The following is a 23184-nucleotide window of genomic DNA, read 5'->3' on the forward strand; positions in this document are numbered from 1 at the left end:
TCAATCGTAGAAAGGTTCGACGACAATACGCCGGCCGAGCATGAAAGCATCGGCAACCTGCTGCAGCGGCACCAGGTCGACATCGCTGGCGCCGCGGGCGACGAGATCGACGAAGTGCTTGTAGATACCGGGATATTCGGCTTCCGGCTCCTCGATCACCGCCGTGCCGTCGAGATGCAGCTTCGCCCCGCCGGAGGAGAGGACCAGCAACCCGGCCTCGGTCTCGACGCGGATGTCCCAGGTCTGCGGGCCGGTCTGGCGGAAATCGAATTCCGCCCGCACCGGCAGCCCCGCCGCATCGGTGAAATCGAGGTCGGCGGCGATGGGGGCGGCGCAGTTGGACGGGAAGGCGATCTCGGCCGCGGTGAGGAAAACCGGGCGGGGCAGGATACGGGTGAGGATCGATAAGGCATTGATTCCAGGATCGAAAACCCCGAGGCCGCCCGGCTCCCAGATCCAGCTTTGGCCGGGATGCCAGACGCGCACGTCTTCCTTCCACTCGATGGTGACAGCGAAGATGGCATGTCCGGCGAGGAAGGCCCGCGCGGGCTCCACCGCCGGGGCGAAGCGGGAGTGCCAGGTGGCGAACAGCGTCCGGCCGGAGGCCCCCGCTGCCACAACGAGCGGGGCCAGTTCGCTCACCGTGGCGCCGGGCGGTTTCTCCAAAAGTACGTGTTTCCTGGCACTTAGCGCGAGCGCGGCCTGTTGCCGGCGCACCTGCGGCGGCGTGCACAGCGCCACCGCGTCGATGGCGATGCCGCTCTCCAGCATCTCCTCCAGCGTGGCGAAACAGGCGACGCCGTCCAGCGCCGCGTTGCGGCTGGCGACGGCGACCAGCTCGATCCCCGCCGTCTTCCCGATGGCCGGCAGGTGCTGGTCGCGGGCGATCTTGCCGAGGCCGACAATGGCGAGACGGATGGGGCTCATGACCGGAAATCCCGCATGTGCAGTGAGTGCCGTTTCGAGTGCAGTGAGGTGTACGATGAGGCCGATTTGATCATCGTCCCGCCTCGCTTTCGGGCTTGCCGTCGACAAGGCGGGGCAGGCCGAGCGGATTGCCCGCTTTCACCGCCGCCGGCAGCAGCGCCTCCGGCAGGTCCTGGTAGCAGACCGGGCGCAGGAAGCGGCGGATGGCGAGCGTGCCGACCGAGGTCGAGCGCGGGTCGGAGGTCGCCGGGAACGGGCCGCCATGCACCATCGAGTGGCAGACCTCGACGCCGGTCGGCCAGCCATTGGCGAGGATGCGCCCGGCCTTCTCCTCCAGCACCGGCAGCAGCCGGGCGGCGAGGTCGTGATCGGCGGCGTCGAGATGCAGCGTCGCGGTGAGTTGGCCCTCGACCGCGCGGGCCACCGCCAGCATCTCGCCCTCGTCCGCGCAGCGCACCACCAGCGAGGAGGCGCCGAACACCTCGTGGGAGAGCGCCTCGGTGGCGCGGAACGCCTCGGCATCGGTGACGAACAGGGCCGGGCGGCAGGCATTGTGCCCGCCCTCCGCAGCGCCGCGCGCCACCTGCTCGGCGGCGCCGGTGGCTTCGAGCGCGGCGACGCCCCTGGCATAGGCGCCGGCAATGCCGGGGGTGAGCATGGTGGCGGAGGGCGTCGCCTCCAGCGCCGTGCGGGCACTCGCGAGGAAACGGTCGAGATCGTCGCCCGCCACGGCGATGACCAAGCCCGGATTGGTGCAGAACTGGCCGGCGCCCATGGTGAGCGAGCCGACGAAGCCGGTGCCGAGCGCCTCGGCCCGCGCCTTCAGCGCTGCCGGCAGCAGGAATACCGGGTTGATGCTGCTCATCTCGGCATAGACCGGGATCGGCACCGGCCGGCTATTGGCGATGTTCACCAGCGCGAGGCCGCCCGCGCGCGAGCCGGTGAACCCCACCGCCATGATGCGCGGATCCGCCACCAGCGCCCCGCCGAGTTCATGCGAGGTGCCGGTGAGCAGCGAGAACACGCCTTCCGGCAGCCCGCATGCCGCCGCCGCCGCGCGGATGGCGCGGCCGACCAGCTCCGAGGTGCCGGGATGGGCGGGATGGCCCTTGACGACGACCGGGCAGCCTGCGGCGAGCGCGGCGGCGGTGTCGCCGCCGGCCACCGAGAAGGCGAGCGGGAAATTCGAGGCGCCGAACACCGCCACCGGGCCGATGCCGATATGGCGCAGGCGCAGGTCCGAGCGCGGCAGCGGCTTGCGCTCGGGGAGCGGGCTGTCGAGCCGCGGCTCGTCGGCGCCGCCCGCGCGGATCCATGAAGCGAACAGGCGCAGCTGGCCGATGGTGCGGCCGCGCTCGCCGGAAAGGCGGGCGGGAGGCAGGCCGGTTTCCTGCGCCGCCCGCTCGATCAATGCCTCGCCGAGGGCCTCGATCTGCGTGGCGATCGCCTCCAGGAAGGTTGCGCGGGCTTCCGGCGTCGTCGCGCGGTAGACCGGGAAGGCCTCGGCGGCCAGCGCAGCGGCTTGCGCGACGTCGGCGGGACCGGCCTCGGCGAAGGCCGGCTCGATGGGGGTGCCAAGCGCGGGATCGACGGCGCGGAAGACCTTGCCGTCCGTCCTGTCGCGGGAACCGATGAGCGAAGCGCCGGTGATCATGCTCAGCGCCCCCAGCCCAGCACCACCGGGTCGAGCCGGCGGGCGATCTCGATCAACCCCGCGCGGGTAGCGGGATGCACCGGCGGCAGCGGCGCGCGCAGCGTGTCATGGGCGATGACGCCGCCTTCCTTCATCAGGATCTTGCACGCGGCGAGGCCGGTCTGGCGATTCTCGTAATTGATCAGCGGCAGCCAGCGCTCATAGGCCTGCATCGCCGCCTCGCGGTCGCCGGCGAAATACGGGTCGACGATCTGGCGGATGCCGTCGGGATAGCCGCCGCCGGTCATGGCGCCGGTGGCCCCCGCATCGAGATCGGCCATCAGGGTGATGGCTTCCTCGCCGTCCCATGGACCCTCGATGGCGTCGCCGCCGGCCTCGATCAGCGCCCGCAGCTTGGCGGCGGCCTGCGGCACCTCGATCTTGAAATAGGCGAGGTTCTCGATCTCGCGGGCCATGCGGGCGAGGAACGGCACCGACAGCGGCGTGCCGGCGACGGGTGCGTCCTGCACCATGATCGGGATCGACACCGCGTCGGAGACGCCGCGATAGAAATCGTAGATCGAGGCCTCCGGCACCCGGAAGCTGGCGCCGTGATAGGGCGGCATCACCATCACCATGGCGGCGCCCATGTCCTGCGCCCGGCGCGAGCGTTCAGCGCAGACGAAGGTGGAGAAATGCGTGGTGGTGACGATCACCGGCACCCGGCCGGCGACATGCTCCAGCACCGTCACCATGACAAGGTCGCGCTCGTCGTCGGTCAGCACGAACTGCTCGGAGAAATTGGCGAGGATGCACAGGCCGTTGGAGCCGGCATCGATCATGCAGTCGATGGCGCGCTTCTGGCCGTCGAGGTCGAGCCGGCCGTCGGCGTCGAACACCGTCGGGGCGACCGGGAAGACGCCCTTATAGGGCCGGGCGGCGGAAATGCTGGTCATCATGCACCCTTAGTGGTTGTCGCGCGGCACCGGCGATCCGGTGCGGCCGACGAGAAAGTCGAAATCGGCGCCGCGATCGGCCTGCAGCACATGGTCGACATAGAGGCGCTGGTAGCCGCGCGACGCATGCGGCTGCGGCGCCACCCAGGCGGCGCGGCGGGCGGCGAGCTCGGCTTCCCCCACATGCAGGTGCAGCGCGCGGGCCGGCACGTCGAGGGTGATCAGGTCGCCGTTGCGCACCAGCGCCAGCGGGCCGCCGGCGGTCGCCTCCGGGGCGACATGCAGCACCACGGTGCCATAGGCGGTGCCGGACATGCGGGCATCCGAGATGCGGATCATGTCGCGCACGCCCTGGCGCAGCAGCTTGGCCGGCAAAGGCATGTTGCCGACCTCGGCCATGCCGGGATAGCCCTTCGGCCCGCAATGTTTCAGCACCATGATGCAGGTGGCGTCGATGTCGAGGTCCTCGTCATTCACCGCGTGGTGCATTTCCTCGACGCTCTCGAACACCACGGCGCGGCCGGTATGGACCATCAGCTCCGGCGAGGCGGCGCTGGGCTTGATCACCGCGCCGTCCGGGGCGAGGTTGCCGGTGAGGATGGCGATGCCGGCATCCGGCTTGAACGGCGCCTCGAACGGGGTGATGACCTCCGCGTTCCAGTTCGGCGCCTTCTCGACATTCTCCCACAGGGTGCGGCCATTGACGGTGCGGGCGTCCTTGTGGATCAGCCCGCGCTCGCCGAGCGCCCGCAGCACCGCCGGCAGGCCGCCGGCATAGTAGAAATCCTCCATCAGGAAGCGACCGGACGGCATCAGGTCGACGAGGCAATGGATGTCGCGGCCGAGCCGGTCGAAATCGTCCAGCGTCAGTGTGATGCCGACGCGCCCGGCAATGGCCAGCAGGTGGACGACGGCATTGGTGGAGCCGCCGATGGCGGCCAGCGCGCGGATGGCGTTCTCGAAGGCGGCGCGGGTGAGGATGTCGGAGGGCTTCAGGTCCTCGTGCACCATCCCGACGATGCGGCGGCCGGCCATGCGCGCCAGCAAAGCGCGACGGGCGTCGGCGGCGGGGATGGCGGCGTTCTCCGGCAGGCCGAGGCCGAGCGCCTCCACCATCGAGGCCATGGTCGAGGCGGTGCCCATGGTCATGCAGGAGCCGGCCGAGCGGTTCATGCCGGCCTCGGCCTCGTGGAATTCCTCGAGCGTGACCTCGCCGGCGCGCAGCTGCTCGCTCATCGAGATGATGTTGGTGCCCGATCCGATGATCTGGCCGCGATAGACGCCGCGCAGCTGCGGGCCGCCGGACACGCCGATGGCCGGCAGGTCGGCGGAGGCGGCGCCCATCAGCAGCGCCGGGGTAGTCTTGTCGCAGCCCATCAGCAGCACGACGCCGTCGAGCGGATGCGCGCGGATCGCCTCCTCGACATCCATCGAGGCGAGGTTGCGGAACAGCATGGCGGTGGGGCGCATCGTCACCTCGCCGAGCGAGGAGACCGGGAATTCCAGGGGATAGCCGCCGGCCTCGATGATGCCGGTGCGCACATGCTGGGCGAGGTCGCGGAAATGGATGTTGCAGGGGGTCAGCTCGGACCAGGTGTTGCAGATGCCGATGACCGGGCGGCCGTCGAACTGGTCCTGCGGCGTGCCGCTGTTCTTCAGGAAGGAGCGGTAATAGAAGCCCATCTTGTCCTGCCGGCCGAACCAGCCTTGGCTGCGCAAGGGCTTCCGGCTGCGAAGCTGCTTCTTGTCGTCGTCGTTCTCGCTCATCCCGGCACCTGTTCAGCCTGCCGCGCCGTGGCGGCGCAGGCCGTTGAAGATCACGTTGGTCATCGCCGCCGCCGCCGCCTCGGCATCGCGGTCGGCGATGGCCTCGACGATGCGTTCATGCGCGGCCACCGCGATGTCGTATTCGCGCTGGTCCACCGGGGCGCTGAGCACGAACGAGGCGCGCAGGGCCGCCTCGACCACCGCGCCGATCGAGCGCATGAACGGGTTGCCCGAGGCATTGGCGACCGCGAGATGCAGGCTGAGATCGGCCTCGGCGAAGCCGGCCGACTGGCCGCCGGCCTCGCCGTGCATGCGTGCCGCCGCCGCCCGCAGCAGCGCGACATCCGCCTCGGAGCGCCGCTCGGCGGCGAGCGCGGCGGCGCGCGGCTCCACCGCGAGGCGGATCTCGGCGAGGTCGCGCAGGAAGCGCTTGTCGATGCCGGCGTCGAGATGCCAGGCCAGCACGTCGGGGTCGAACATGTTCCAGGCGGCGCGCTCGCGCACCACGGTGCCGACCCGCGCCTTGGTGGAGAGCAGGCCCTTGGCCACCAGCGTCTTCACGCTCTCGCGCAATACCGGGCGGGAGACGCCGAAGATCAGCGTCATCTCGGCATCGCCGGGCAGCTTGGCGCCCTCGCCATAGCGGCCGGCGATGATGTCGATGCCGATGGTGCGCGCCACTTCGGCGTGGTTGGAATGGGCGCGGCGGGCGGGAATGACGATGATCTGCGAGTTCATGGGTGCGCACCTCCGGCGGCTGTCCGGCGCGGGCGGCGCGCCATGTGCAGCGTAGCCTGCTGGAAGCCGATAAAGGCGAACAGCAGCAGGCCGGTGGCGATTTTCGCCCACCAGCTCGACAGCGAGCCGTCGAAGGAGATGTAGGTCTGGATCAGCCCCTGGATCAGCACGCCGACAAAGGTGCCGAACACGAAGCCGTAGCCGCCCGACAGCAGCGTGCCGCCGATCACCACCGCGGCGATGGCGTCGAGCTCCACCCCGACCGCCGAGAGCGAGTAGCCGGACGAGGTATAGAGCGAGAACACAATGCCCGAGAGCCCGGCGAGCCCGCTGGAGAGCGTGTAGATGAGCACGGTGGTGCGCCGCACGTTGACGCCCATCAGCGCGGTGGAGAGGCGCGAGCCGCCGAGCGCATAGACATTGGCGCCGAAGCGGGTGAGGTGCAGCAGCACCATGCCGGCCGCGACTACGGCGAGCATGACCAGCGCCGGCACGGTGAGCCGCGCGCCGCCGGGCAGCCTTATCGCCTGCGCGGCGAGGTCGGCATAGAAATCGGCATTGATGGGGATCGATTCCGTCGACATCAGGAAGCTGAGCCCGCGCGCGAGGAACATGCCGGCCAGCGTGACGATGAAGGGCGGCAGCTCGAAATAGTCGATCGCCGCGCCCATGCAGGCGCCGAACAGTGCGCTGACGATGAGGATGAGGACGAAGGCGGCGAGCGGCGGCACGCCCCAGCGCTCGATGGCGATGGCGAGGAACACGGTGGTGAAGCCGATCACCGAGCCGACCGACAGGTCGATGCCGCCGGAAATGATGACGAAGGTCATGCCCACCGCGACGACGCCGAGAAAGGCATTGTCGGTGAGCAGGTTCATCACCACCCGCATCGAGGCGAAGTTCGGGAAGCTGAGCGAGCAGATGAGGAAGCCGAGCAGGAACACCGCGGTGGTGGCGGCGACCGGCATGAGGCGGCTGGTCGCGTTCATGCGCGCCTCCTGAAGACCACGGAGCCGAGGCCGGCGAGCCGGGGCGACTGCGCCAGCAGCACCGCCAGCACCACCATGGCCTTGACGACCAGATTGGTTTCCGGCGGGAAGCCGGAGAGCAGGATGCCGGTATTCATCGCCTGGATGATGAGGGCCCCGACCACCGCCAGCACGAGGCTGAACCGGCCGCCGAACAGCGAGGTGCCGCCGATGACCACCGCCAGGATGGCGTCGAGCTCCAGCCACAGGCCGGCATTGTTGGCGTCGGCGCCGAGAATGTCGGCGCTCGCGACGATGCCGGCCAGCGCCGCGCACAGCCCGCACCACGCATAGACGGCGATGGTGATGAGCCGGGTGCCGACGCCGGCCAGCGCGCTCGCCCGCGCATTGCCGCCGGTCGCCTCGATCAGCAGGCCGAGCGCGGTGCCGCGCACGATGGCCAGCGTCAGCCCCAGCATGAGCAGGGTCAGCGCCACCGGCGTCGGCAGGCCGAGCACCGAGCCGCCGCCGATCCAGGCGAGGCCGGGGGAGGTGAAGGTGACGATGCGCCCCTCGGTGATCAGCTGGGCGATGCCGCGCCCGGCCACCATCAGGATCAGCGTGGCGACGATGGGCTGGATGCCGAGCACGGCGACCAGGAAGCCGTTCCACAGCCCGCAGGCGAGGCCGGCGCCGAGCGCGGCGGCGAGCACCACCGGCAGCGGGTAGCTGTCGGCGAGGCTTGCGGCGATGGCGCCTGAGATCGCCATCACCGCGCCGACCGACAGGTCGATGCCGCGCATGGCGATGACCATCACCATGCCGAGCGACAAGAGCGCCACCGGCGCGCCGCGGTTGAGCACGTCGATGAGGCTGCCGAACAGCCGCCCGTCCTGCAGGCGGATGTCGAAGAATTGCGGCGACACCACCCAGTTGATCGCGAGGATGGCGGCGAGGGCGACGACCTGCGAGGTGCCGAGGCGGGGGAGGCGGAGCGACATGGTTTCCTCCCTCACGCGGCCTGCCCGTTCGCCGGCGTCTCGGCGGCGATGGCCTTGAGGATGTCCGGCACGGTGACGTCCGCGCCGGTGAGCCGCGCGACATGGACGCGGTCGCGCAGCACGATCACCTCGTCGGCATAGGTGACGATCTCCTCCAGCTCCGAGGAGACCACCAGCAGCGCCATGCCCTCGGCGCACAGGGTGCGGATCAGCTGGATGATCTCGGCATGGGCGCCGACATCGATGCCGCGGGTCGGCTCGTCGAGGATGAGCAGCCGCGGTTCGGTGGCCAGCCAGCGCGCCAGCAGCGCCTTCTGCTGGTTGCCGCCGGAGAGCAGGCCGATCGGCCGTTCCGGGTCCGGCGGGCGGATGTCGAGCAGGCGGATGAATTTGGCGGCGATCTCGTCCTGCTCGCGGCGCGCCAGCGGCTTGAGCACGCCGCGCCGGGCCTGCAAGGCCAGCACGATGTTCTCGCGCACGCTGAGCTCGGCGACGATGCCCTCGGTCTTGCGCTCCTCCGGGCAATAGCCGAAGCCGAGCGCCAGCGCCGTCGCGGGGGTGGCAAGCCGGACCTCGCTTCCGTCCACCGTGGCGGTGCCGCAATCGGCGCGCTCGGCGCCGAACGCGAGGCGGGTGGTCTCGGTGCGGCCGGAGCCGAGCAGCCCGGCGAGGCCGACCACATGGCCGGGGCGCAGGGCGAGGTCGAACGGCGCGACATAGCCGGCCTTGCCGAAGCCCCTGAGCTCGACCAGCGGCGCCTCGCCTTCGCGCGGGGCGGCAGGCGCCCGCGCCGAGGTCGCCTCGCTGAGCTCGCGGCCGAGCATCATCTTGACGAGGTCGAGCCGCGGCAGCTCGGCGATCGGCGCGGTGCCGGCCAGCCTGCCATTGCGCAGCACGGTGATGCGGTCGCAGATCGCATAGACCTGGTCGAGGAAATGGGTGACGAAGACGATGCCGATGCCGCGCGCCTTGAGCTGGCGCATCACCGCGAACAGCACCTCGACCTCATGGGCGTCGAGGCTGGCGGTCGGCTCGTCGAGGATCAGCACCCGCGCCGAGAGGTCCACCGCGCGGGCGATGGCGACGATGTGCTGGATGGCCACCGAATAGCTTTCCAGCGGCGCGGCGACGTCGATGTCGATGTCGAACTCAGCCAGCACGGCGCGGGCGCGCCGGCGCATCTCGCCCTCGCGGACCAGGCCGAAGCGGGTCGGCTGGCGGCCGAGGAACAGGTTCTGCGCCACCGAGAGGTTGGGGGCGAGGTTGACCTCCTGATAGACGGTGGCGATGCCGGCTTTGGTCGCCTCCTCCGCCGAGCGCGGGGCGATCTCGATGCCGTCGAGGCGCAGGGTGCCCTCGTCGCGCGCGACGACGCCGGTCATGGTCTTGATCAGGGTGGATTTGCCGGCGCCGTTCTCGCCGAGCAGCGCATGCACCTCGCCGGCCCGCAGCGTCAGGTCGACGCGGTCGAGGGCGACGAAGCCGGCAAAGGACTTGCGGAAGCCGGTGAGTTCCAGAAGCGGGGTGCGGTCGGTCGGGGTCATCGAGTGGTCTCGCCGGATCGAGCGGATCGCGGGAAGGGAGCGGGGCGGACCCTGTGGACAGGCCTTGGGATAACAGGGCTCCGTCCACAGGGAGATCAGGCGCGGGTTTTCGGGGGGAAGACGGGCCTCCTTGCGGTCAGGCCCAGCGTGCTTCGAGACGCGGGGCTGTGCGCCCCGCTCCTCAGCATGACGGGATGGGCTATTCCCGCTCCGTCATCCTGAGGTGCCCGGCGCCGCCGGGCCTCGAAGGACGCACGACCTCCCCGTCCCCCGCCCGTCCCGGCCGCCGCTCAGTAGCCGAGGTTCTTCTTCGAGTCGTAGATCGCCTGCGGGTTGTCCGCCTGGGTGTAGAGCTTGGAGTCGGTCTGGATCCATTTCGGCGGCACCGTGCCCTTGGTCTTGTAGGCCAGGATGGCGTCGAAGGCCGGGCCGGCCATGTTCGGCGTCAGCTCGACGGTGGCATTGGCCTCGCCGGCCGCCATCGCCTTGAAGATGTCCGGCACGGCGTCGATGGAGACGGTGAGCACGTCCTTGCCCGGCTTCAGCCCGGCTTCCTTCATCGCCTGGATGGCGCCGACCATCATGTCGTCGTTGTGGGCGTAGACGGCGCAGATGTTCTTGCCGCCGCCTTCGGCCTTGATGAAGCTTTCCATGACTTCCTTGCCCTTGGCGCGGGTGAAGTCGCCGGTCTGGCTGCGCACGATCTTGACGTTCGACGCACCGGCGATGCCCGCCTCGAAGCCCTTCTTGCGGTTGGCGGCGACGCTGGCGCCGACCGTGCCCTGCAGCTCGACGACGCTGCACGGCTTGGAGCCGACGGTCTTCACCAGCCACTGGCCGGCGACCTCGCCCTCATGCACGCTGTCGGAGGTCACGGCGGTCAGATACAGGTCCTTGCCGGCCGGATCGATGTCGCGGTCGAGCAGCACGACCGGGATCTTGGCCTCCTGCGCTTCCTTCAGCACCGTGTCCCAGCCGGTCGACACGACCGGGGCGAGGAAGATGGCGTCGACGCCCTGGGCGATGAAGGAGCGGATCGCCTTGATCTGGTTCTCCTGCTTCTGCTGGGCGTCGGCGATCTTGAAGGTGATGTTGCGCTTCTTGGCTTCCGCCTTGGAGACGGTGGTCTCCGCCGCGCGCCAGCCCGATTCCGAGCCGATCTGCGAGAAGCCGATGGTCACGTCCGCGGCGTGGGCGCCGGCGAGCGCGGTGGCGGACAGGGCGGTAGCGAGCATCAAGGCTTTGAAAGGCATGGCATTTCTCCCGTGGTTCAGCCGTTGCGCTACTTTTGAGCGCTTGTGAGCTGGCGTTTTATGGCACAGTCCATGCGGCTTGAATAGTCATACTGTTTTACTTTTCAGCCACAGCGCGAAAGCCCGTTCGCGGCGGTCGGGCGGCCGGTTCGCAGCGGTCGAGCCCTGGGTGGCGGCAGGCGGCCGCGTGGGGCGCACGGTGGAGCGCCCGCTTGCTTTCCCCACAGAAACCCAAGAATTCTGTGGGGATCGCCGGGCGGCGCGGGTGATTCCGGCGCGGGCGAGCCGGCGGCGGCCGCCGCCCGGCAAGAGCTGGCCCGGCAAGCGATGGCCCGGCAGGAGGTGTCCATGTCCCTGAAGCGGCAGAACGACATCCTGCATGCCGTCCGCGAGAGCGGCAGCTACAGCATCACCGATCTCGCCGAGCGGCTCGCCGTCTCGACCGAGACGATCCGGCGCAACATCCGGCCACTGATCGAGAGCGGCGCGCTGCTGCGCTTCCATGGCGGCATCATGGACCCCGACCGCCGGGACGAGCCGCCGTTCCAGCGGCGCATGCAGGTGAACAGGGACGCCAAGCGCACCGTCGCCGGCCTGGCGCGGGACATGATCCGCGACGGCGACAGCCTGATCCTCGACAACGGCACCACCACCACCTATGTCGCCGAGGCGCTGTCCGGCCATTCCGGGCTGGTGGCGGTGACCAATTCGGCGCAGATCGCCTGCCGCCTCGCGGCGCGCAACAATAACCGCGTGTTCATGGCCGGCGGCGAACTGAGCAGCGAGGACGCCGCCGCCTTCGGCGCCGCCTCGCTCGACTTCGTCCGCCAGTTCGAGGTGAAATACGCGCTGATCTCGGTGGCCGGCATCACCTCGCGCGGCGACCTCGTCGATTTCCACCTGTTCGAGGCCGAGTTCGCGCGCGCGGCAATGCGGCAGGCGCGCGAGACCTGGGTGATCGCCGATCTCTCGAAATTCGGCCGCGAGGCGCCGGTGCGGGTCTGCGCGCTGTCCGCGGTCGACGCGATCGTCTGCGACGGCGAGCCGACGCCGGAATTCGCCCAAAGCTGCCGCGAGGCGCAGGTGCGCCTCGTCACTCCCGCAAGGGCTGCGGCGGAGCTGGCGGCAACCTAGGCGGAGTTCGCGGTACCGAGCGCGGCATAGGCGGCGTCGAAGCGGGCGAGATAGTCGTCGGTATAGGCGGCATAGTCGAAATCGATGTCCGAATGGGTCTCCGACACCGCGCTCCACAAGGCCTCGCGCAGCAGCGAGGCGCCCTTGAAGGCGGCGAAGGCGCGCCGGATCTCCGCCGGCGGCGCGGCGCCGAAATAGGCGGCGAGCAGCATGTCCTCCTCCCGCGGCCCGAAGGAATTGTTGGAGGCGAGGTTGGCGAGGTCGAACAACGGGCTGTTGAGCCCGGCATAGTCGAAATCGAGCAGCCAGAGCCTGTCGCCGTCGTCGAGCAGGTTGGCGGCCAGGAGGTCGTTATGGCCGAACACGATGGTGACCGGCCCGACCATCGCCTCCAGCCGCTCCCCCGCCGCGCGCAGCGCCGGAAGCCGCGCGGCGATGCGGCAGGGCCCGGCCTCCAGCGTCGCCAGATAGGAGCGCACCACCTGGAATACCCAGAAGGCCAGCACCGGCCCGCGCAGCCGCGCCGCCACCTCGACATGGCAGCGGCGGATGAGGGCGGCGACGCGCGGCAGCATGGCGGGCGCGCGCACGTCCTCCGGCGTCAGCGTGCGCCCCTCGATGAAGCGGGTGACCATGATTCCCGGCGCGGCATGCACCACTTCCGGCGAGATGCCGGCGGCAAAGGCGGCCTGCGCGGCGGCGCGCTCGTTGAAGCGCATCACCCCGTGCACCGGGATGTCGGCGCCGAAGCGCACCACATAGGCGTCGCTGCCGTCGAACACCCGGTAATTGCGGTTGGTGATGCCGCCGGCGAGCGCGGCCACCTCCACCTCGCCGCGGAACAGCGGCAGGGCGCGGATGGCCGCAACCGGATCGAATGCCGTCTCGGCCGTCAACGGGTGCCTCCGGGAGATGCCGCGCCGTGGCGCGCGGGTCGCCAGAGTGCCGGCAAGCGCCGCGTCAGGCAACGGCCCTGTGGTGTCCTGGGGAATCGGCGCGGCCCGCGTGCCGGCGCGCCGATGGGGTTGCGCCGGCGGCGGCGGGCTGGTGGTATCGCGCATCGAGCGATTCACGCGGCAACGAGACGAGACCCGGTATGAGCGACGGCACTCCCACCTCCGCCCCCATCGACGCCAGGAGCTTCTGGCGCACGCTGGGCGAGCGGGCGACCGGCATGACGGTGGTCACCGCGCGCGGCGAGGCCGGGCCGGCCGGTTTCCTCGGCCTGTCCGCCGCCCATGTCGCCGCCGATCCGGCGACCATGCTGGTCTCGATCGGCCGCTCCACCGGGGCGCTGGCCGAGGTGCTGGCGAGCCGGCATTTCGCGGTGAACTACCTGCCCGCCGAGGCCGCCCATGTCGCCGATGCGTTTTCCGGCAAGGCCGGGCTGTCGGGCGCCGACCGCTTCAATGACGGCGAATGGGGCGAGCTCGCCACCGGCGCGCCGGTGCTGAACGCGGCTTTGGGCGCCTTCGACTGCGTGGTCGACGAGGTGATCGAGCGCGGCAACACCGTCATCGTCATCGGCACGGTGGTCGCCGCCAGGGCGTCCGGCGAGGGCGCGCCGCTGGTGTTCTTCCGCGGCAAGACGGTCAAGGGGCTGGCGGAAGGCTGAGAGGCTGTCTGGAAAGTCGGCGCTTCTGAGCTTTCGGACCGTGTGAGCGGCCTGCGTGCTTCGAGGCCGGCCATTTGGCCGGCACCTCAGCATGACGAAATATCTTCTGCTGCAAAGAACCAACGTCATCCTGAGGTGCCCTGCGCAGCAGGGCCTCGAAGGAGGCTCCAGCCACCTCGCCGGAAAGCCAAACAAGGTAGCTTTGCAAACAGGCTCCGAGCGTCACCGCGCCGCGCCGAGGACGGCGACCGCCGCTTCGATCTCGGCGGTATCGGCGAAGCTGGTCTGCGCGCCGGCGATCCGCACCGCCAGCGCGCCGGCAGCGACGCCCCATTCCAGCGCCTCGCGGAAGCACCGGCCGGCGTCCAGCGCCGCCGCGAAGGCGCCGATGCAGGCATCGCCCGCTCCGGTCGTGTCGACCACCTCGACCGGCGGCGGTGCGGCCTCGAATATGTCGTCCGCTTTGACGCCGATGGCGCCGCGCGAACCGAGCGTGACGACGACCGCCGCGCCGGTGCGCCCGGTATAGGCGCGGGCGAAGCCGGCGGGCGATTCCGAGGGCAGGCCGAGCGCGGCGGCGATCGCGCGTGCCTCGTGCTCGTTGACGACGAGAATATCGACCGATGCGGCGAGTTCCGCCGGCAGCGGCGCCGCCGGTGCGGCGTTGAGCAGCACGCGGGCGCCGGCGGCGCGGGCAAGGCGGGCGGCCTCGACCACCATCGGCAGCGGCAGTTCGAATTGCATCAGCAGCAGGTCGCCGGGCTTCAGCCGGCGGTCGAGTGCGTCCGGCCTCGCGAAGCGATTGGCGCCGGAGGCGACGACGATCTGGTTCTCGCGCGCGCGGTCGACGGCGATCATGGCGAGCCCGGTGGCGCCCGGCACGGTGGCGACGCCGGAAAGGTCCACCCCGGCCTCGCGCAGCAGGGCGAGCGCGGGCGCGGCAAAGGCATCGTCGCCGACCGCGCCGACCAGCGCCACCTCGGCGCCGGCCCGGCGGGCGGCCACCGCCTGGTTGGCGCCCTTGCCGCCGGGATAGAGCCGGCAATCGGGACCGAGCACCGTCTCGCCCGGCGCCGGCAGCCGCTCCACCTGGGTGACGAGGTCGACATTGATGGAACCGAAAACCGCGATCATCGCCACATCCTGCCTGCCCGAATCCCGGCCCTGTCTAGAGCCGTTTCCGATCCGGGGGAATCGCCGGATCGACAAAAGCCATTCGTGGGCCGAATGCGGTATCGAAGTACGGAAGGGGGTTCATCCGTGCCTTATCGGCCGCCCGCCGGCGAGGCGGAGCAGCCGCCGCGCCGCCTCGCAGCTGCGGGCGATGCGCTCCAGCGCCGGCCAGTCCAGCGCGCCGCTCGCCTGGCCGGCATAGATGTCCCAGGCTCGGGAGGGCAGGAGGGCGCCGCCCATGTCGCGCTCGATCCGCCGCGCCACGGCGAGGAGCTTTGCCGGCTCGATGTCGGTCAGTGCGGTTTCCGTGTCGTCGAGGCAGTCCTCGCACATGGACGCCCCCTTCAGTCGCGATAAGCGAGGATGTCGAGGCCGCGGTCGCGGTCGAGCAGGCAGACGATGCCGCGCCCGTCGATATCGACATCGTTGCTCTGCGGCGCCGTGTGGCCCGGTGCCGGCTGGGGAATGAAATGGCCGACCTCGCGCGGCACCTCGGGGTCGGCGAGGTCGATCACCCTGAGCCCGCCGGCGAACCAGCTGGCGAAGACCAGGCTGCCGACCTGCCGCTCCTGGAACTGGTGCGCCCCGAAGCGCCCGCCGGCATGCGCATAGGGTGAGGCGTGCTCGGCGAGGTGGAAGGTGGAGATCGGCGCGAGATGCGCCGGGTCGGCGGCGTCCATCACCCAGAGAAAGGCATGCGGCTGGCCGGGCACATGCTCGTGCTCCTCGTCGACGATCAGCGCGACCTGCCGCCCGGCGACGGGTTGCGCCAGCCGGAACAGGGTGTGGGTCGGCTCGGGGAAGGGCGGGTGGTAATTGTAGCTGCCGAGCGTGCGCGGGTTCGCGATGTCCGATACGTCGATGGTGTAGGCCCCGGCATACCAGCACGACGCCCACAGGATGTTGCCGACGCGCAGCGCGTGGTGCAGCCGGTGGTGCTGGCCGGGCCATGTCGGCACCTCACCGGCCGCGACATGCTGGCCCGGCAGGTGCCAGCGCGACACCTCGCGCGGGCGGGCCGGGTCGGCGAGGTCGTAGACGACCAGGATATTGCCGACATAGCCTTCCATCTCGGTGGAGATGTAGGCGTAGCGCTCGTCCATGTCGAAGCGGTGCACGCCGATGCCGCCGGTGCGGACATAGGCGAGTTCGCGCGGATGGGCGGGATCCGCGATGTCCCAGACCCGGAAACCGCCGCTCTCATAGCCGCGCGCCAGTCCCGCGCGCAGGTCCGCGAGGTCGCCCTCCGCGACGCCCAGCGCGGCGGCCAGCTCGGCCTCCAGGGGCGGGCGGCCGAGGCGGGCGGCGAGCTCGGCGGAGGTGGGCTCGATCCGTTCGCCCTTGCGGTAGAAATGCCGGCGATGCCGCTCGACATTGGTGATCATCAGGTCGCCCGCCACCTTCACCTTGTGGGTGTGGGAATACGGGTCCGGCGGCGCGAGCCGGGCCACCACGCGCGGGCGGGCCGGGTCGCGGATGTCGAGAATGCTGGTGCCGTCCGGCGGCGACATGTGGCCGATGAAGGCGAAGCCGTCCTTCATCGTCACCTCGCCGCCGCCCGGCAGGTCGAGCCGGGCGAGCGGGGTGAGGTTGGCGCTGTGGAGCGCGCCGGGCGTCATGCGGGCCGTCATGCCGACGCCGTCCTGCGGGTGATCGCGCGGCGGCGCCACTGCACGATGGAGGGAATGGCGAGCGAGACCGCCAGCAGTCCCCACAATATGTTGCCGACCGGCGAGGAGACGAACACCCACGGGTCGTTGCCGCTGATGCGCAGCGCCCGCATCACGTTCGCCTCCAGCATCGGCCCGAGGATGACGCCGATGAGCAGCGCCACCACGTTGAAGCCGGTCTTGCGGCAGACATAGCCGATGGCACCGAACAGCAGCGTCAGCCACAGGTCGAACATGTAGCCGCGCGGCGCGAAGGCGCCGACCAGGGTGAAGGCGATGATGATCGGCGCCAGAACCGGGGTCGGGATCAGCACCAGCTTGGAGACGTAGCGGGTCAGCGGCAGGGTGGTGAACAGCATCACCGCATAGGCGACCAGCATGGTGATGAACACGCCATAGCCGAGGCCGGGATTCTGGATGAACAGCCGCGGGCCGAGCTGCACGCCGTGATAGGTCATCACGATCAGCATCACCGCCGCCGTGGTGCCGCCCGGCACGCCGATGACCAGGAGTGGGATCAGGTCGCCGGAGGCGCAGCCATTGTTCGCCGACTCGGGCGCGATGACGCCCTCGGGAATGCCGGTACCGTATTTCTCCGGCGTCTTCGAATAGAGCCGCGACTGCTGGTAGGCGACGAAGGCGGCGATGGAGGCTCCCGCGCCCGGCACGATGCCGATGATGAGGCCGATGATGCCGGTCCAGATCATGTGCCAGGTGCGCTGGAACGACATGACCACGCCTTCCCAGCTCTCCTTCCATCCGGCCTGCTTCATCATCTTCATGCCGGTCTCGCTGAGCACGGAGGTATGCTCCATCATGATCAGCGCCTCGGAAATGGCGAAGACGCCGATTAGCACCGCGATCAGCGGCACGCCGTCATAAAGCTCGATGAAGCCGAACGTGCCGCGCGGCGTCGAATAGATGTGGTCGGCGCCGATGGCCCCGATCAGCAGGCCGAGGAAGCCGGCGATCAGCCCCTTCAGCATGTTGTCGGAGGCGACCGAGGCGATCAGCGTGATGCCGAACAACAGGATCACGATCATCTCGACGCTGTGCATGTAGAAGGCGAGCCGGGCGATATAGGGCAGCAGGAAGATCGACATCAGCGCCGTGACCATGCCGCCCACCGTCGAGGCGACGAAGGACAGCACCAGCGCCTGCTGGCCGAGCCCCTTCTTCGCCATCGGGTAGCCATCGAGGCAGGTCGCCGCCGAGCCGCCATTGCCGGGGATGTTGAGCAGGATGGAGGTGATGCCGCCGCCCATATGCGAGGCGACGAACAGCGACACCATGAAGATCATCGCCACCTCGACATCGACCGCCAGCGTGAAGGGCAGCAGCATGATGATGGTGTTGGCCGAGCCGAAGCCCGGCATGGCGCCGATGATGATGCCGATGGTGGTGGCGAGGACGATCAGCCAGAGATAGCTGAAATTCAGCAGGAACTGGTCGGCGAGCAGGCTGAAGCTCAAATGCATGGCGCGGTTTTCCTCGGCGCGATTCCCATTGCAGCGCTCACAGGCCGATCAGCGCCGAGACCAGCCGCTCGAACGGACCCGACGGGAAGGCGGTGCGCAGGATGAGGATGAACAGGACATAGCCCGACAGCGCCAGCGCGCCGGCGGTGACGAGGGCGGCGCGCATCGACATGCGCTGCAGCCACAGGAAGCAGGCCAGCAGGAACAGGAAGGTCGAGAGGGTGAAGCCCGCCCACGGGATGATCGCCACCGACAGCACGGTGAGGCCGAACAGCGAGGCGCGGATGATGGCGAGCTGGTGGCTCTCCCACAGGCTGCGCACTTCCAGGTAATGCGTGCCGCGCGCGAGGCCGATGGCGGTGCGCAGCGCGAAGATGCCGATCAGCAGGAACAGCACCACGGCGCAGAACACGCCGCTGACCTTGGCCTCCCAGTCGAGGTCGGCGATGGAGATGAGGTAATAGGTGGCGAAGGCGGCGCCGAGGATCGGGATGATCCAGTCGGCGCCGGTCGCGACCTTGCCGTCACGGTCGTCATTCATGGCGATGTCCTGCGCGCGGGCGCGGCGCCGCCTGGGGCCGCCTCACGGGCGACCCCGATGGCGCCGGCCGGGCTTATCCCTTGGAGGCGGTGAGCAGCGGGCGGTAGCGGTCGGCCAGCTCGACGAATTCCTTCGCCGATTGCTGGCAGGAGGCGGCGTCGCCGTACTGGATGAATTCCCACGGCGTGCCGGCCTTCTCGGCCACCGCCTTGTAGTCGGGGTCGGCGAACACCTGCTTGAACGTGTCGCTGAGCTTCTTCACCCGGTCGGGATAGGCCTCCACCGCCTTGGCATGGATGGCGATGGCCCGCTGGCCGGACATGGGCGGTATCTTGGTGCCGAGCGCCTGATTGACCGGCGGCGCGTTGTTGGTCAGCTCCGGCGCGCGGTTGGTGTCGTTGAACACGGTGAGGAAGCGCGCCTGGTCGCCGAGGCCGAGCGAGGAGGACAGGAAGGTGGCGCAGCCGTCCACCTCGCCGGTGATCGCCGCCGAGCGGGCTGGCCCGCCGCCGCCATAAGGGATCATCCGCACCTTGATGCCGGCGGCATCGGCCAAAGCCAGCGCGCCGATGGTGGAGGGATGCGGCAGGCGGCTGGTGGACAGGGTGATCTCGCGCTTCCTGCCCTCGGCGACCAGGTCCTGGATGGTCTTGAACGGGCTGCTGCCGGGAACCCAGATGACGCTGTCGTCGACATCCATGCTGCCGAGATAGACGAAATCCTCCGGGTATTTGTAGCGGACCTTCTGGGTCGCATACATGATCATTTCCGGGCCGATATTGCCGAACAGGATATTGTAGGCGTCCGGCTCGCGCTTGGTGACGAAGACTTCGTAGCCGACCTGGCCCGAGGCGCCGGGGAAGTAGGAATACTCGAAATTGGCGCCGAGATATTTGCTCCAGATGCGGTTGAACGCCCGCGCCGCCTGATCGACGCCGCCGCCTTCGCCGGTGGGAACCAGCACCTGCATGGTCCTGGCGGGGAAATCGGCGGCGGCCCGCGCCGCCGACGGGACGAGGGCGGGTGCGGCGGTGGCGGCGAGGGCGCCGGCCCCCGCCAACAGCACATGGCGTCGGTTCATCTCGATGGACATTGGCTTCCTCCCAGGCGCGTCGATGCGCGCATGATTTTTCCGAGGCTCTGGCGTGGAGCCGCGCTGGCCGGGTTTCGGCCCAGACCTATTTTGATTTGGTTATATATTGGTTGAACGTGGAGTCAAGATTTCCCTGCGACGCGCCGCGGGCCGGAGGCGCCGGCGCCTTTGCCGCGCTGCAACGTGCCGCATCAACGGATCGTGGTTGCCGAAGCGCGCCGTGCCTCCATCTCCGATTGTGGCGGCAGGGCGTTTCCGTTTCCAAACCAAATGAGAATTGGTTCAGAACGATTGGACGGAACGTGGAAGACAGCGTGGAAGACGCAGCGTAGAAGACTCTGTGTCGCCCGGCCCCTGCCGCCGGAGGGGCATGCCGTGAAGCCGGGATGCCGGCCCCGCATCGGCATCGCGGATCCGCTCTTGCGCCGCAACATCTCTTGGCGGAAGATGCGGCATGAAAACCGCCGCTGCACAGGGTCGTGCGCGGCATCGGCATGGAAGCCTTGTCCCGAGCTGCGCGCGCGGGCCGGGCTTTTTTTTTGCCTTCCGTCCACGAGGCCGCTGCGGCGCGCGCAGCCGGGGAGCTTGCACGCATGGGTCACGAACAGTCGGGCCTCGACCATTTCCTTCTCGCCGAGGAGCCCTTCTACACGCCGGTCGGCAACGAGATCGCGCTGTTCGAGGCGGCCTGGCACGAGCATGTGCCGCTGATGCTGAAGGGCCCGACCGGCTGCGGCAAGACCCGCTTCGTCGAGCACATGGCCTGGCGGCTGAAGCGCCCGCTCGTCACCATCGCCTGCCACGAGGACATGACCGCCGCCGACCTCGTCGGCCGCTACCTGCTCGACGCCGAGGGCACGGTATGGCGCGACGGGCCGCTGACGCAGGCGGTGCGCGGCGGCGCCATCTGCTATCTCGACGAGATCGTCGAGGCGCGGCAGGACACCACCGTCGTCATCCACCCGCTGACCGACGAGCGCCGGGTGCTGCCGCTGGACAAGCGCAACGAGCTGGTCGCCGCGCATCCCGAGTTCTTCCTCGTCATCTCCTACAACCCCGGCTACCAGAGCGCGGTGAAGGATTTGAAGGAATCCACCAAGCAGCGCTTCGCCGCCATCGACTTCACCTATGCCGAGGCGGTGCGGGAAGCCGATATCGTCGCCCGCGAGGCCGGCATCGGGCTCGATATCGCCACCCGGCTGGTGCGCATCGCCGTGGCTTCGCGCAATCTCGGCAATCGCGGGCTGGAGGAAGGCGCCTCCACCCGCACGCTGATCCGCGCCGGCAAGCTGATCGCCCGCGGCATCGGCGCGGCGGAGGCCTGCGACATGGCCATCGTCGCCCCGCTCACCGACGACCGCGACACGCGCGGGGCGCTGCGCTCGGTCGTCTCGGCCTGCCTGTGACGATGGCGCTGCGCGAGGAGGCGGGCGCGCTCGACGCCTTCGAGCGGCTGCTGCGCGGCCGGCCGGAGCTGCACCGGCGCTTTGCCGCCGCCTGCGTTCATCTCGGCAACCATGTCGACGACGACGGGCGCGAGCGCTGGGCCGGGCGGGTCTCGGCGCTGTACCACGCCAATGCCGGGCCAGCGGTGCTGGAGGCGCTGTGGGAGATCGAGCGGCGCATCCTGCCGGGCGCCGACATCGCCACGCTCACCGCCTTGTGGGAGGCCGCGCGATCCCTGTGCCGCCATGCCGGCAGCCGCACCACGCTGGGTTTGCTCGCGGCGGTGGGGGGGACGCTCCCCTATGGCGGCGACGGACGGGAAGCGGCGACACGGCTGGCCGCGCTGGCCGGCCTCGCCGGGCGGGCGCCGGATGCGCTGGCGCCGCTGGCGACGGTGCTCGACCGGCTGGCGGCGGAACTGGCGCCGGAGCAGCTGGCGCCGTGGATCGCCGACGGGCTGGCGCTCTATCCGACCGACCGGCGCAAGCGCGCCGCCTGGTTCCGGCTGGAGGACCCGCTGGCGCTGCGGCGGCTCGCCGACCTCGCCGGCGCCGTGCGCTTCGCCCCGCATGAGGAGCGGCTCAGGCGGGTGGTGCTGGCGCTGTTCGGCTTCGAGCCGGAGGTGCGGGTGATCGCGGAGCCCGGCTTCCGGCGCCCCCGCCTCGCCGGCGGGCTGGTGCTGATGCCGCAGCGCATCGACGGCCTCGCCGCCGGGCGGGCCGGGGCCTTCTTCGAGGCGGCGCTGCTGCACGCCGCCTGCCATCGCATGTTCACCCGCGAGCGCTTCGCGGTGGAGCGGATGAAGCCGGTGCAACTGGCCTTGGTGGCCTTGTTCGAGGATGCCCGCGTCGAGCGGCTGGCGGCGCGCACCTATCCCGGCCTCGCCCGGTTGTGGCGCGGCTTCCACACGGTGCCGACGTCGACGGCGCAGACCGTCGATTCGCTGTTCGCCCGCCTCGCCCGCGCGCTGGCCGACCCGGATTTCCGGGAGGAGGACGGCTGGATCGCCAAGGCGCGCGGCCTGTTCGAGCGCGCCTTCGCCGAGAATGCCGAGCGGCAGGGCTTCGTCACCGAGATCGCCCGCGTGATCGGCCATGATCTCGGCCAGCTGCGCATTCCCTTCGATGCCCGCAACCACAAGGTCGAGCCTTGCTACCGCGACGACGGGCTCGGCCTGTTCGACTGGGACGAGACCGATCCCGGCAACGAGGACGTGCTCGACCTCGTCATCGAGGCGGCGCGGATGCGGCAGGAGGAGGTCGACGCGGCGCCTCCCGACACGCCGGAGAACCCGGAGCCGGCCGAGCGGGCGCGGATGTCCGGCGCCGCGGCGCGGGAGGAGAGCGAGATCGCCGCCCTCTACCCGGAATGGGACCATCGGCTGCGCACCGAGCTGCCCGAGCACGTGACGGTGCGGCTCTATCCGCCGGCGGCGCCGGGCGCCGATGCGCTGCGGGCGCGGCTCGACGCGGCGCAGGCGGTCGGCCGCCGCATCGACGCGCTGATGCGCCGCGCCCGGCTCGACCGGCCGACGCGGCTGCGGCGCCAGCTGGAGGGCGAGGAGATCGACCTCGAGGCGGCGCAGGAGGCGATGATCGCCCGGCGCCTCGGCGAGTTGCCGGACCCGCGCATTCATGCGCTGAAGCGCCGGCAGGGGCGCGACGTCTCGCTGATGCTGCTGCTCGACGTCTCGCAATCCACCGCCGACCCGGTCGGGCGCGACGGCGAGACGGTGCTGTCCACCGCGGCGCTGGCGGTGGGACTGCTGGGCGAGGCGCTGGCCGGGCTCGGCGATCCCTTCGCCGCCCTGGCCTTCGCCTCCAACGGGCGCGGCGACGTGCGCATCACCGCGCTGAAGCATTTCGCGGAAGGCTGGGGCGAGGCGCTGCCGCGGCTCGGCGGGCTCACGCCGGCCTATTCGACCCGGCTCGGCGCCGCCATCCGCCATGGCGCGGCGGAGCTGAAGCCGCAGACCACGCATCGCCGGGTGCTGGTGGTGGTCACCGACGGCGAGCCGTCCGACATCGATGTCGAGGACGGGGCCTATCTCGCCGAGGACGCGCGCCGTGCGGTGGGAAGCGCGCGCGGGCAGGGGCTCGACGTGTTCTGCGTCGCGCTCGGCGAAGCGGCCGACCGCGCCGGCGCCGACATTTTCGGCCGGCGCAACACCTTCCCGGTCACCAGGGTCGACGAATTGCCGGCGCGGCTGGCGGGGCTGTATTTCCAGCTGACGGTGCGCTGAGCAAA

The 23184-nt window shown here is 70.1% G+C and carries 20 protein-coding genes; 4 read left to right on the plus strand and 16 right to left on the minus strand.

All coding sequences use genetic code 11. The features are described 5' to 3' along the window. From AC1RU4_RS19210 to ytfQ, 9 genes are all read right to left on the minus strand, one after another. Nucleotides 1–927: a Gfo/Idh/MocA family protein gene (locus tag AC1RU4_RS19210; RefSeq protein ID WP_492892733.1), complete on the minus strand. Its 927-nt coding sequence runs from the start codon at nucleotides 925–927 to the stop codon at nucleotides 1–3. Nucleotides 928–997: 70 nt separating this feature from the next. Next, nucleotides 998–2581, minus strand: coding sequence for an aldehyde dehydrogenase (NADP(+)) (locus AC1RU4_RS19215; RefSeq protein ID WP_492892734.1), 1584 nt, complete (start codon nucleotides 2579–2581; stop codon nucleotides 998–1000). Nucleotides 2582–2583: 2 nt separating this feature from the next. Then, nucleotides 2584–3516: a dihydrodipicolinate synthase family protein gene (locus AC1RU4_RS19220; protein ID WP_492892735.1), complete on the minus strand. Its 933-nt coding sequence runs from the start codon at nucleotides 3514–3516 to the stop codon at nucleotides 2584–2586. Nucleotides 3517–3525: 9 nt separating this feature from the next. After that, nucleotides 3526–5283 carry an IlvD/Edd family dehydratase gene (locus AC1RU4_RS19225; RefSeq protein WP_492892736.1) on the minus strand — a complete coding sequence of 586 codons (1758 nt, stop codon included), beginning with the start codon at nucleotides 5281–5283 and terminating at the stop codon, nucleotides 3526–3528. 12 nt (nucleotides 5284–5295) lie between these two features. Continuing rightward, nucleotides 5296–6021, minus strand: coding sequence for a FadR/GntR family transcriptional regulator (locus AC1RU4_RS19230; RefSeq protein WP_492892737.1), 726 nt, complete (start codon nucleotides 6019–6021; stop codon nucleotides 5296–5298). Continuing rightward, complete coding sequence (gene yjfF / locus AC1RU4_RS19235; RefSeq protein WP_492892738.1) at nucleotides 6018–7010, minus strand: galactofuranose ABC transporter, permease protein YjfF; 993 nt, start codon at nucleotides 7008–7010, stop codon at nucleotides 6018–6020. Before yjfF ends, AC1RU4_RS19230 begins: the two co-directional genes overlap by 4 nt. Beyond that, nucleotides 7007–7990 carry an ABC transporter permease gene (locus AC1RU4_RS19240; protein WP_492892739.1) on the minus strand — a complete coding sequence of 328 codons (984 nt, stop codon included), beginning with the start codon at nucleotides 7988–7990 and terminating at the stop codon, nucleotides 7007–7009. The genes yjfF and AC1RU4_RS19240 overlap by 4 nt, the downstream gene beginning before the upstream one ends. Nucleotides 7991–8001: 11 nt before the next feature. Continuing rightward, on the minus strand, nucleotides 8002–9534 hold the full coding sequence (locus AC1RU4_RS19245; RefSeq protein WP_492892740.1) for a sugar ABC transporter ATP-binding protein: 1533 nt from the start codon (nucleotides 9532–9534) through the stop codon (nucleotides 8002–8004). 290 nt (nucleotides 9535–9824) lie between these two features. Beyond that, on the minus strand, nucleotides 9825–10787 hold the full coding sequence (gene ytfQ, locus AC1RU4_RS19250; protein WP_492892741.1) for a galactofuranose ABC transporter, galactofuranose-binding protein YtfQ: 963 nt from the start codon (nucleotides 10785–10787) through the stop codon (nucleotides 9825–9827). A 348-nt stretch (nucleotides 10788–11135) separates the two neighbouring features. Here ytfQ and AC1RU4_RS19255 point away from each other — a divergent pair, with 348 nt between their 5' ends. After that, complete coding sequence (locus tag AC1RU4_RS19255) at nucleotides 11136–11921, plus strand: DeoR/GlpR family DNA-binding transcription regulator (RefSeq protein ID WP_492892742.1); 786 nt, start codon at nucleotides 11136–11138, stop codon at nucleotides 11919–11921. Here the strand turns inward: AC1RU4_RS19255 and AC1RU4_RS19260 are convergent. Beyond that, nucleotides 11918–12817: a phosphotransferase gene (locus AC1RU4_RS19260; protein WP_492892743.1), complete on the minus strand. Its 900-nt coding sequence runs from the start codon at nucleotides 12815–12817 to the stop codon at nucleotides 11918–11920. The genes AC1RU4_RS19255 and AC1RU4_RS19260 overlap by 4 nt on opposite strands. Nucleotides 12818–13017: 200 nt before the next feature. Between AC1RU4_RS19260 and AC1RU4_RS19265 the strand changes: the two genes are divergently transcribed. Then, complete coding sequence (locus AC1RU4_RS19265) at nucleotides 13018–13536, plus strand: flavin reductase family protein (protein ID WP_492892744.1); 519 nt, start codon at nucleotides 13018–13020, stop codon at nucleotides 13534–13536. 222 nt (nucleotides 13537–13758) lie between these two features. Here the strand turns inward: AC1RU4_RS19265 and AC1RU4_RS19270 are convergent, their stop codons facing one another. The 6 genes from AC1RU4_RS19270 to AC1RU4_RS19295 form a co-directional block, all read right to left on the minus strand. Continuing rightward, nucleotides 13759–14670: a ribokinase gene (locus AC1RU4_RS19270; RefSeq protein ID WP_492892745.1), complete on the minus strand. Its 912-nt coding sequence runs from the start codon at nucleotides 14668–14670 to the stop codon at nucleotides 13759–13761. Nucleotides 14671–14790: 120 nt separating this feature from the next. After that, nucleotides 14791–15042 carry a hypothetical protein gene (locus tag AC1RU4_RS19275; RefSeq protein WP_492892746.1) on the minus strand — a complete coding sequence of 84 codons (252 nt, stop codon included), beginning with the start codon at nucleotides 15040–15042 and terminating at the stop codon, nucleotides 14791–14793. An 11-nt stretch (nucleotides 15043–15053) separates the two neighbouring features. Further along, a complete protein-coding gene (locus tag AC1RU4_RS19280) occupies nucleotides 15054–16340 on the minus strand; it encodes an LVIVD repeat-containing protein (protein WP_492892747.1) in 1287 nt (428 codons plus the stop codon). Beyond that, a complete protein-coding gene (locus AC1RU4_RS19285) occupies nucleotides 16337–17857 on the minus strand; it encodes a tripartite tricarboxylate transporter permease (protein WP_492892748.1) in 1521 nt (506 codons plus the stop codon). The genes AC1RU4_RS19280 and AC1RU4_RS19285 overlap by 4 nt, the downstream gene beginning before the upstream one ends. 37 nt (nucleotides 17858–17894) lie before the next feature. Then, entirely contained in the window at nucleotides 17895–18398 is a 504-nt protein-coding gene (locus AC1RU4_RS19290; protein ID WP_492892749.1) for a hypothetical protein, read from the minus strand. A 73-nt stretch (nucleotides 18399–18471) separates the two neighbouring features. After that, complete coding sequence (locus tag AC1RU4_RS19295) at nucleotides 18472–19491, minus strand: tripartite tricarboxylate transporter substrate-binding protein (protein WP_492892750.1); 1020 nt, start codon at nucleotides 19489–19491, stop codon at nucleotides 18472–18474. 593 nt (nucleotides 19492–20084) lie between these two features. On the opposite strand from AC1RU4_RS19295, the gene AC1RU4_RS19300 reads away from it, so the two are divergent. Both AC1RU4_RS19300 and AC1RU4_RS19305 read left to right on the plus strand, forming a co-directional pair. Beyond that, a complete protein-coding gene (locus AC1RU4_RS19300; protein ID WP_492892751.1) occupies nucleotides 20085–20897 on the plus strand; it encodes a CbbQ/NirQ/NorQ/GpvN family protein in 813 nt (270 codons plus the stop codon). Between the two features lie 2 nt (nucleotides 20898–20899). Further along, entirely contained in the window at nucleotides 20900–23179 is a 2280-nt protein-coding gene (locus AC1RU4_RS19305; RefSeq protein ID WP_492892752.1) for a nitric oxide reductase activation protein NorD, read from the plus strand. Nucleotides 23180–23184: the final 5 nt, after the last annotated feature.

The sequence above is a fragment of the Ancylobacter sp. GW821-FHT10E12 genome (genome assembly GCF_058809335.1).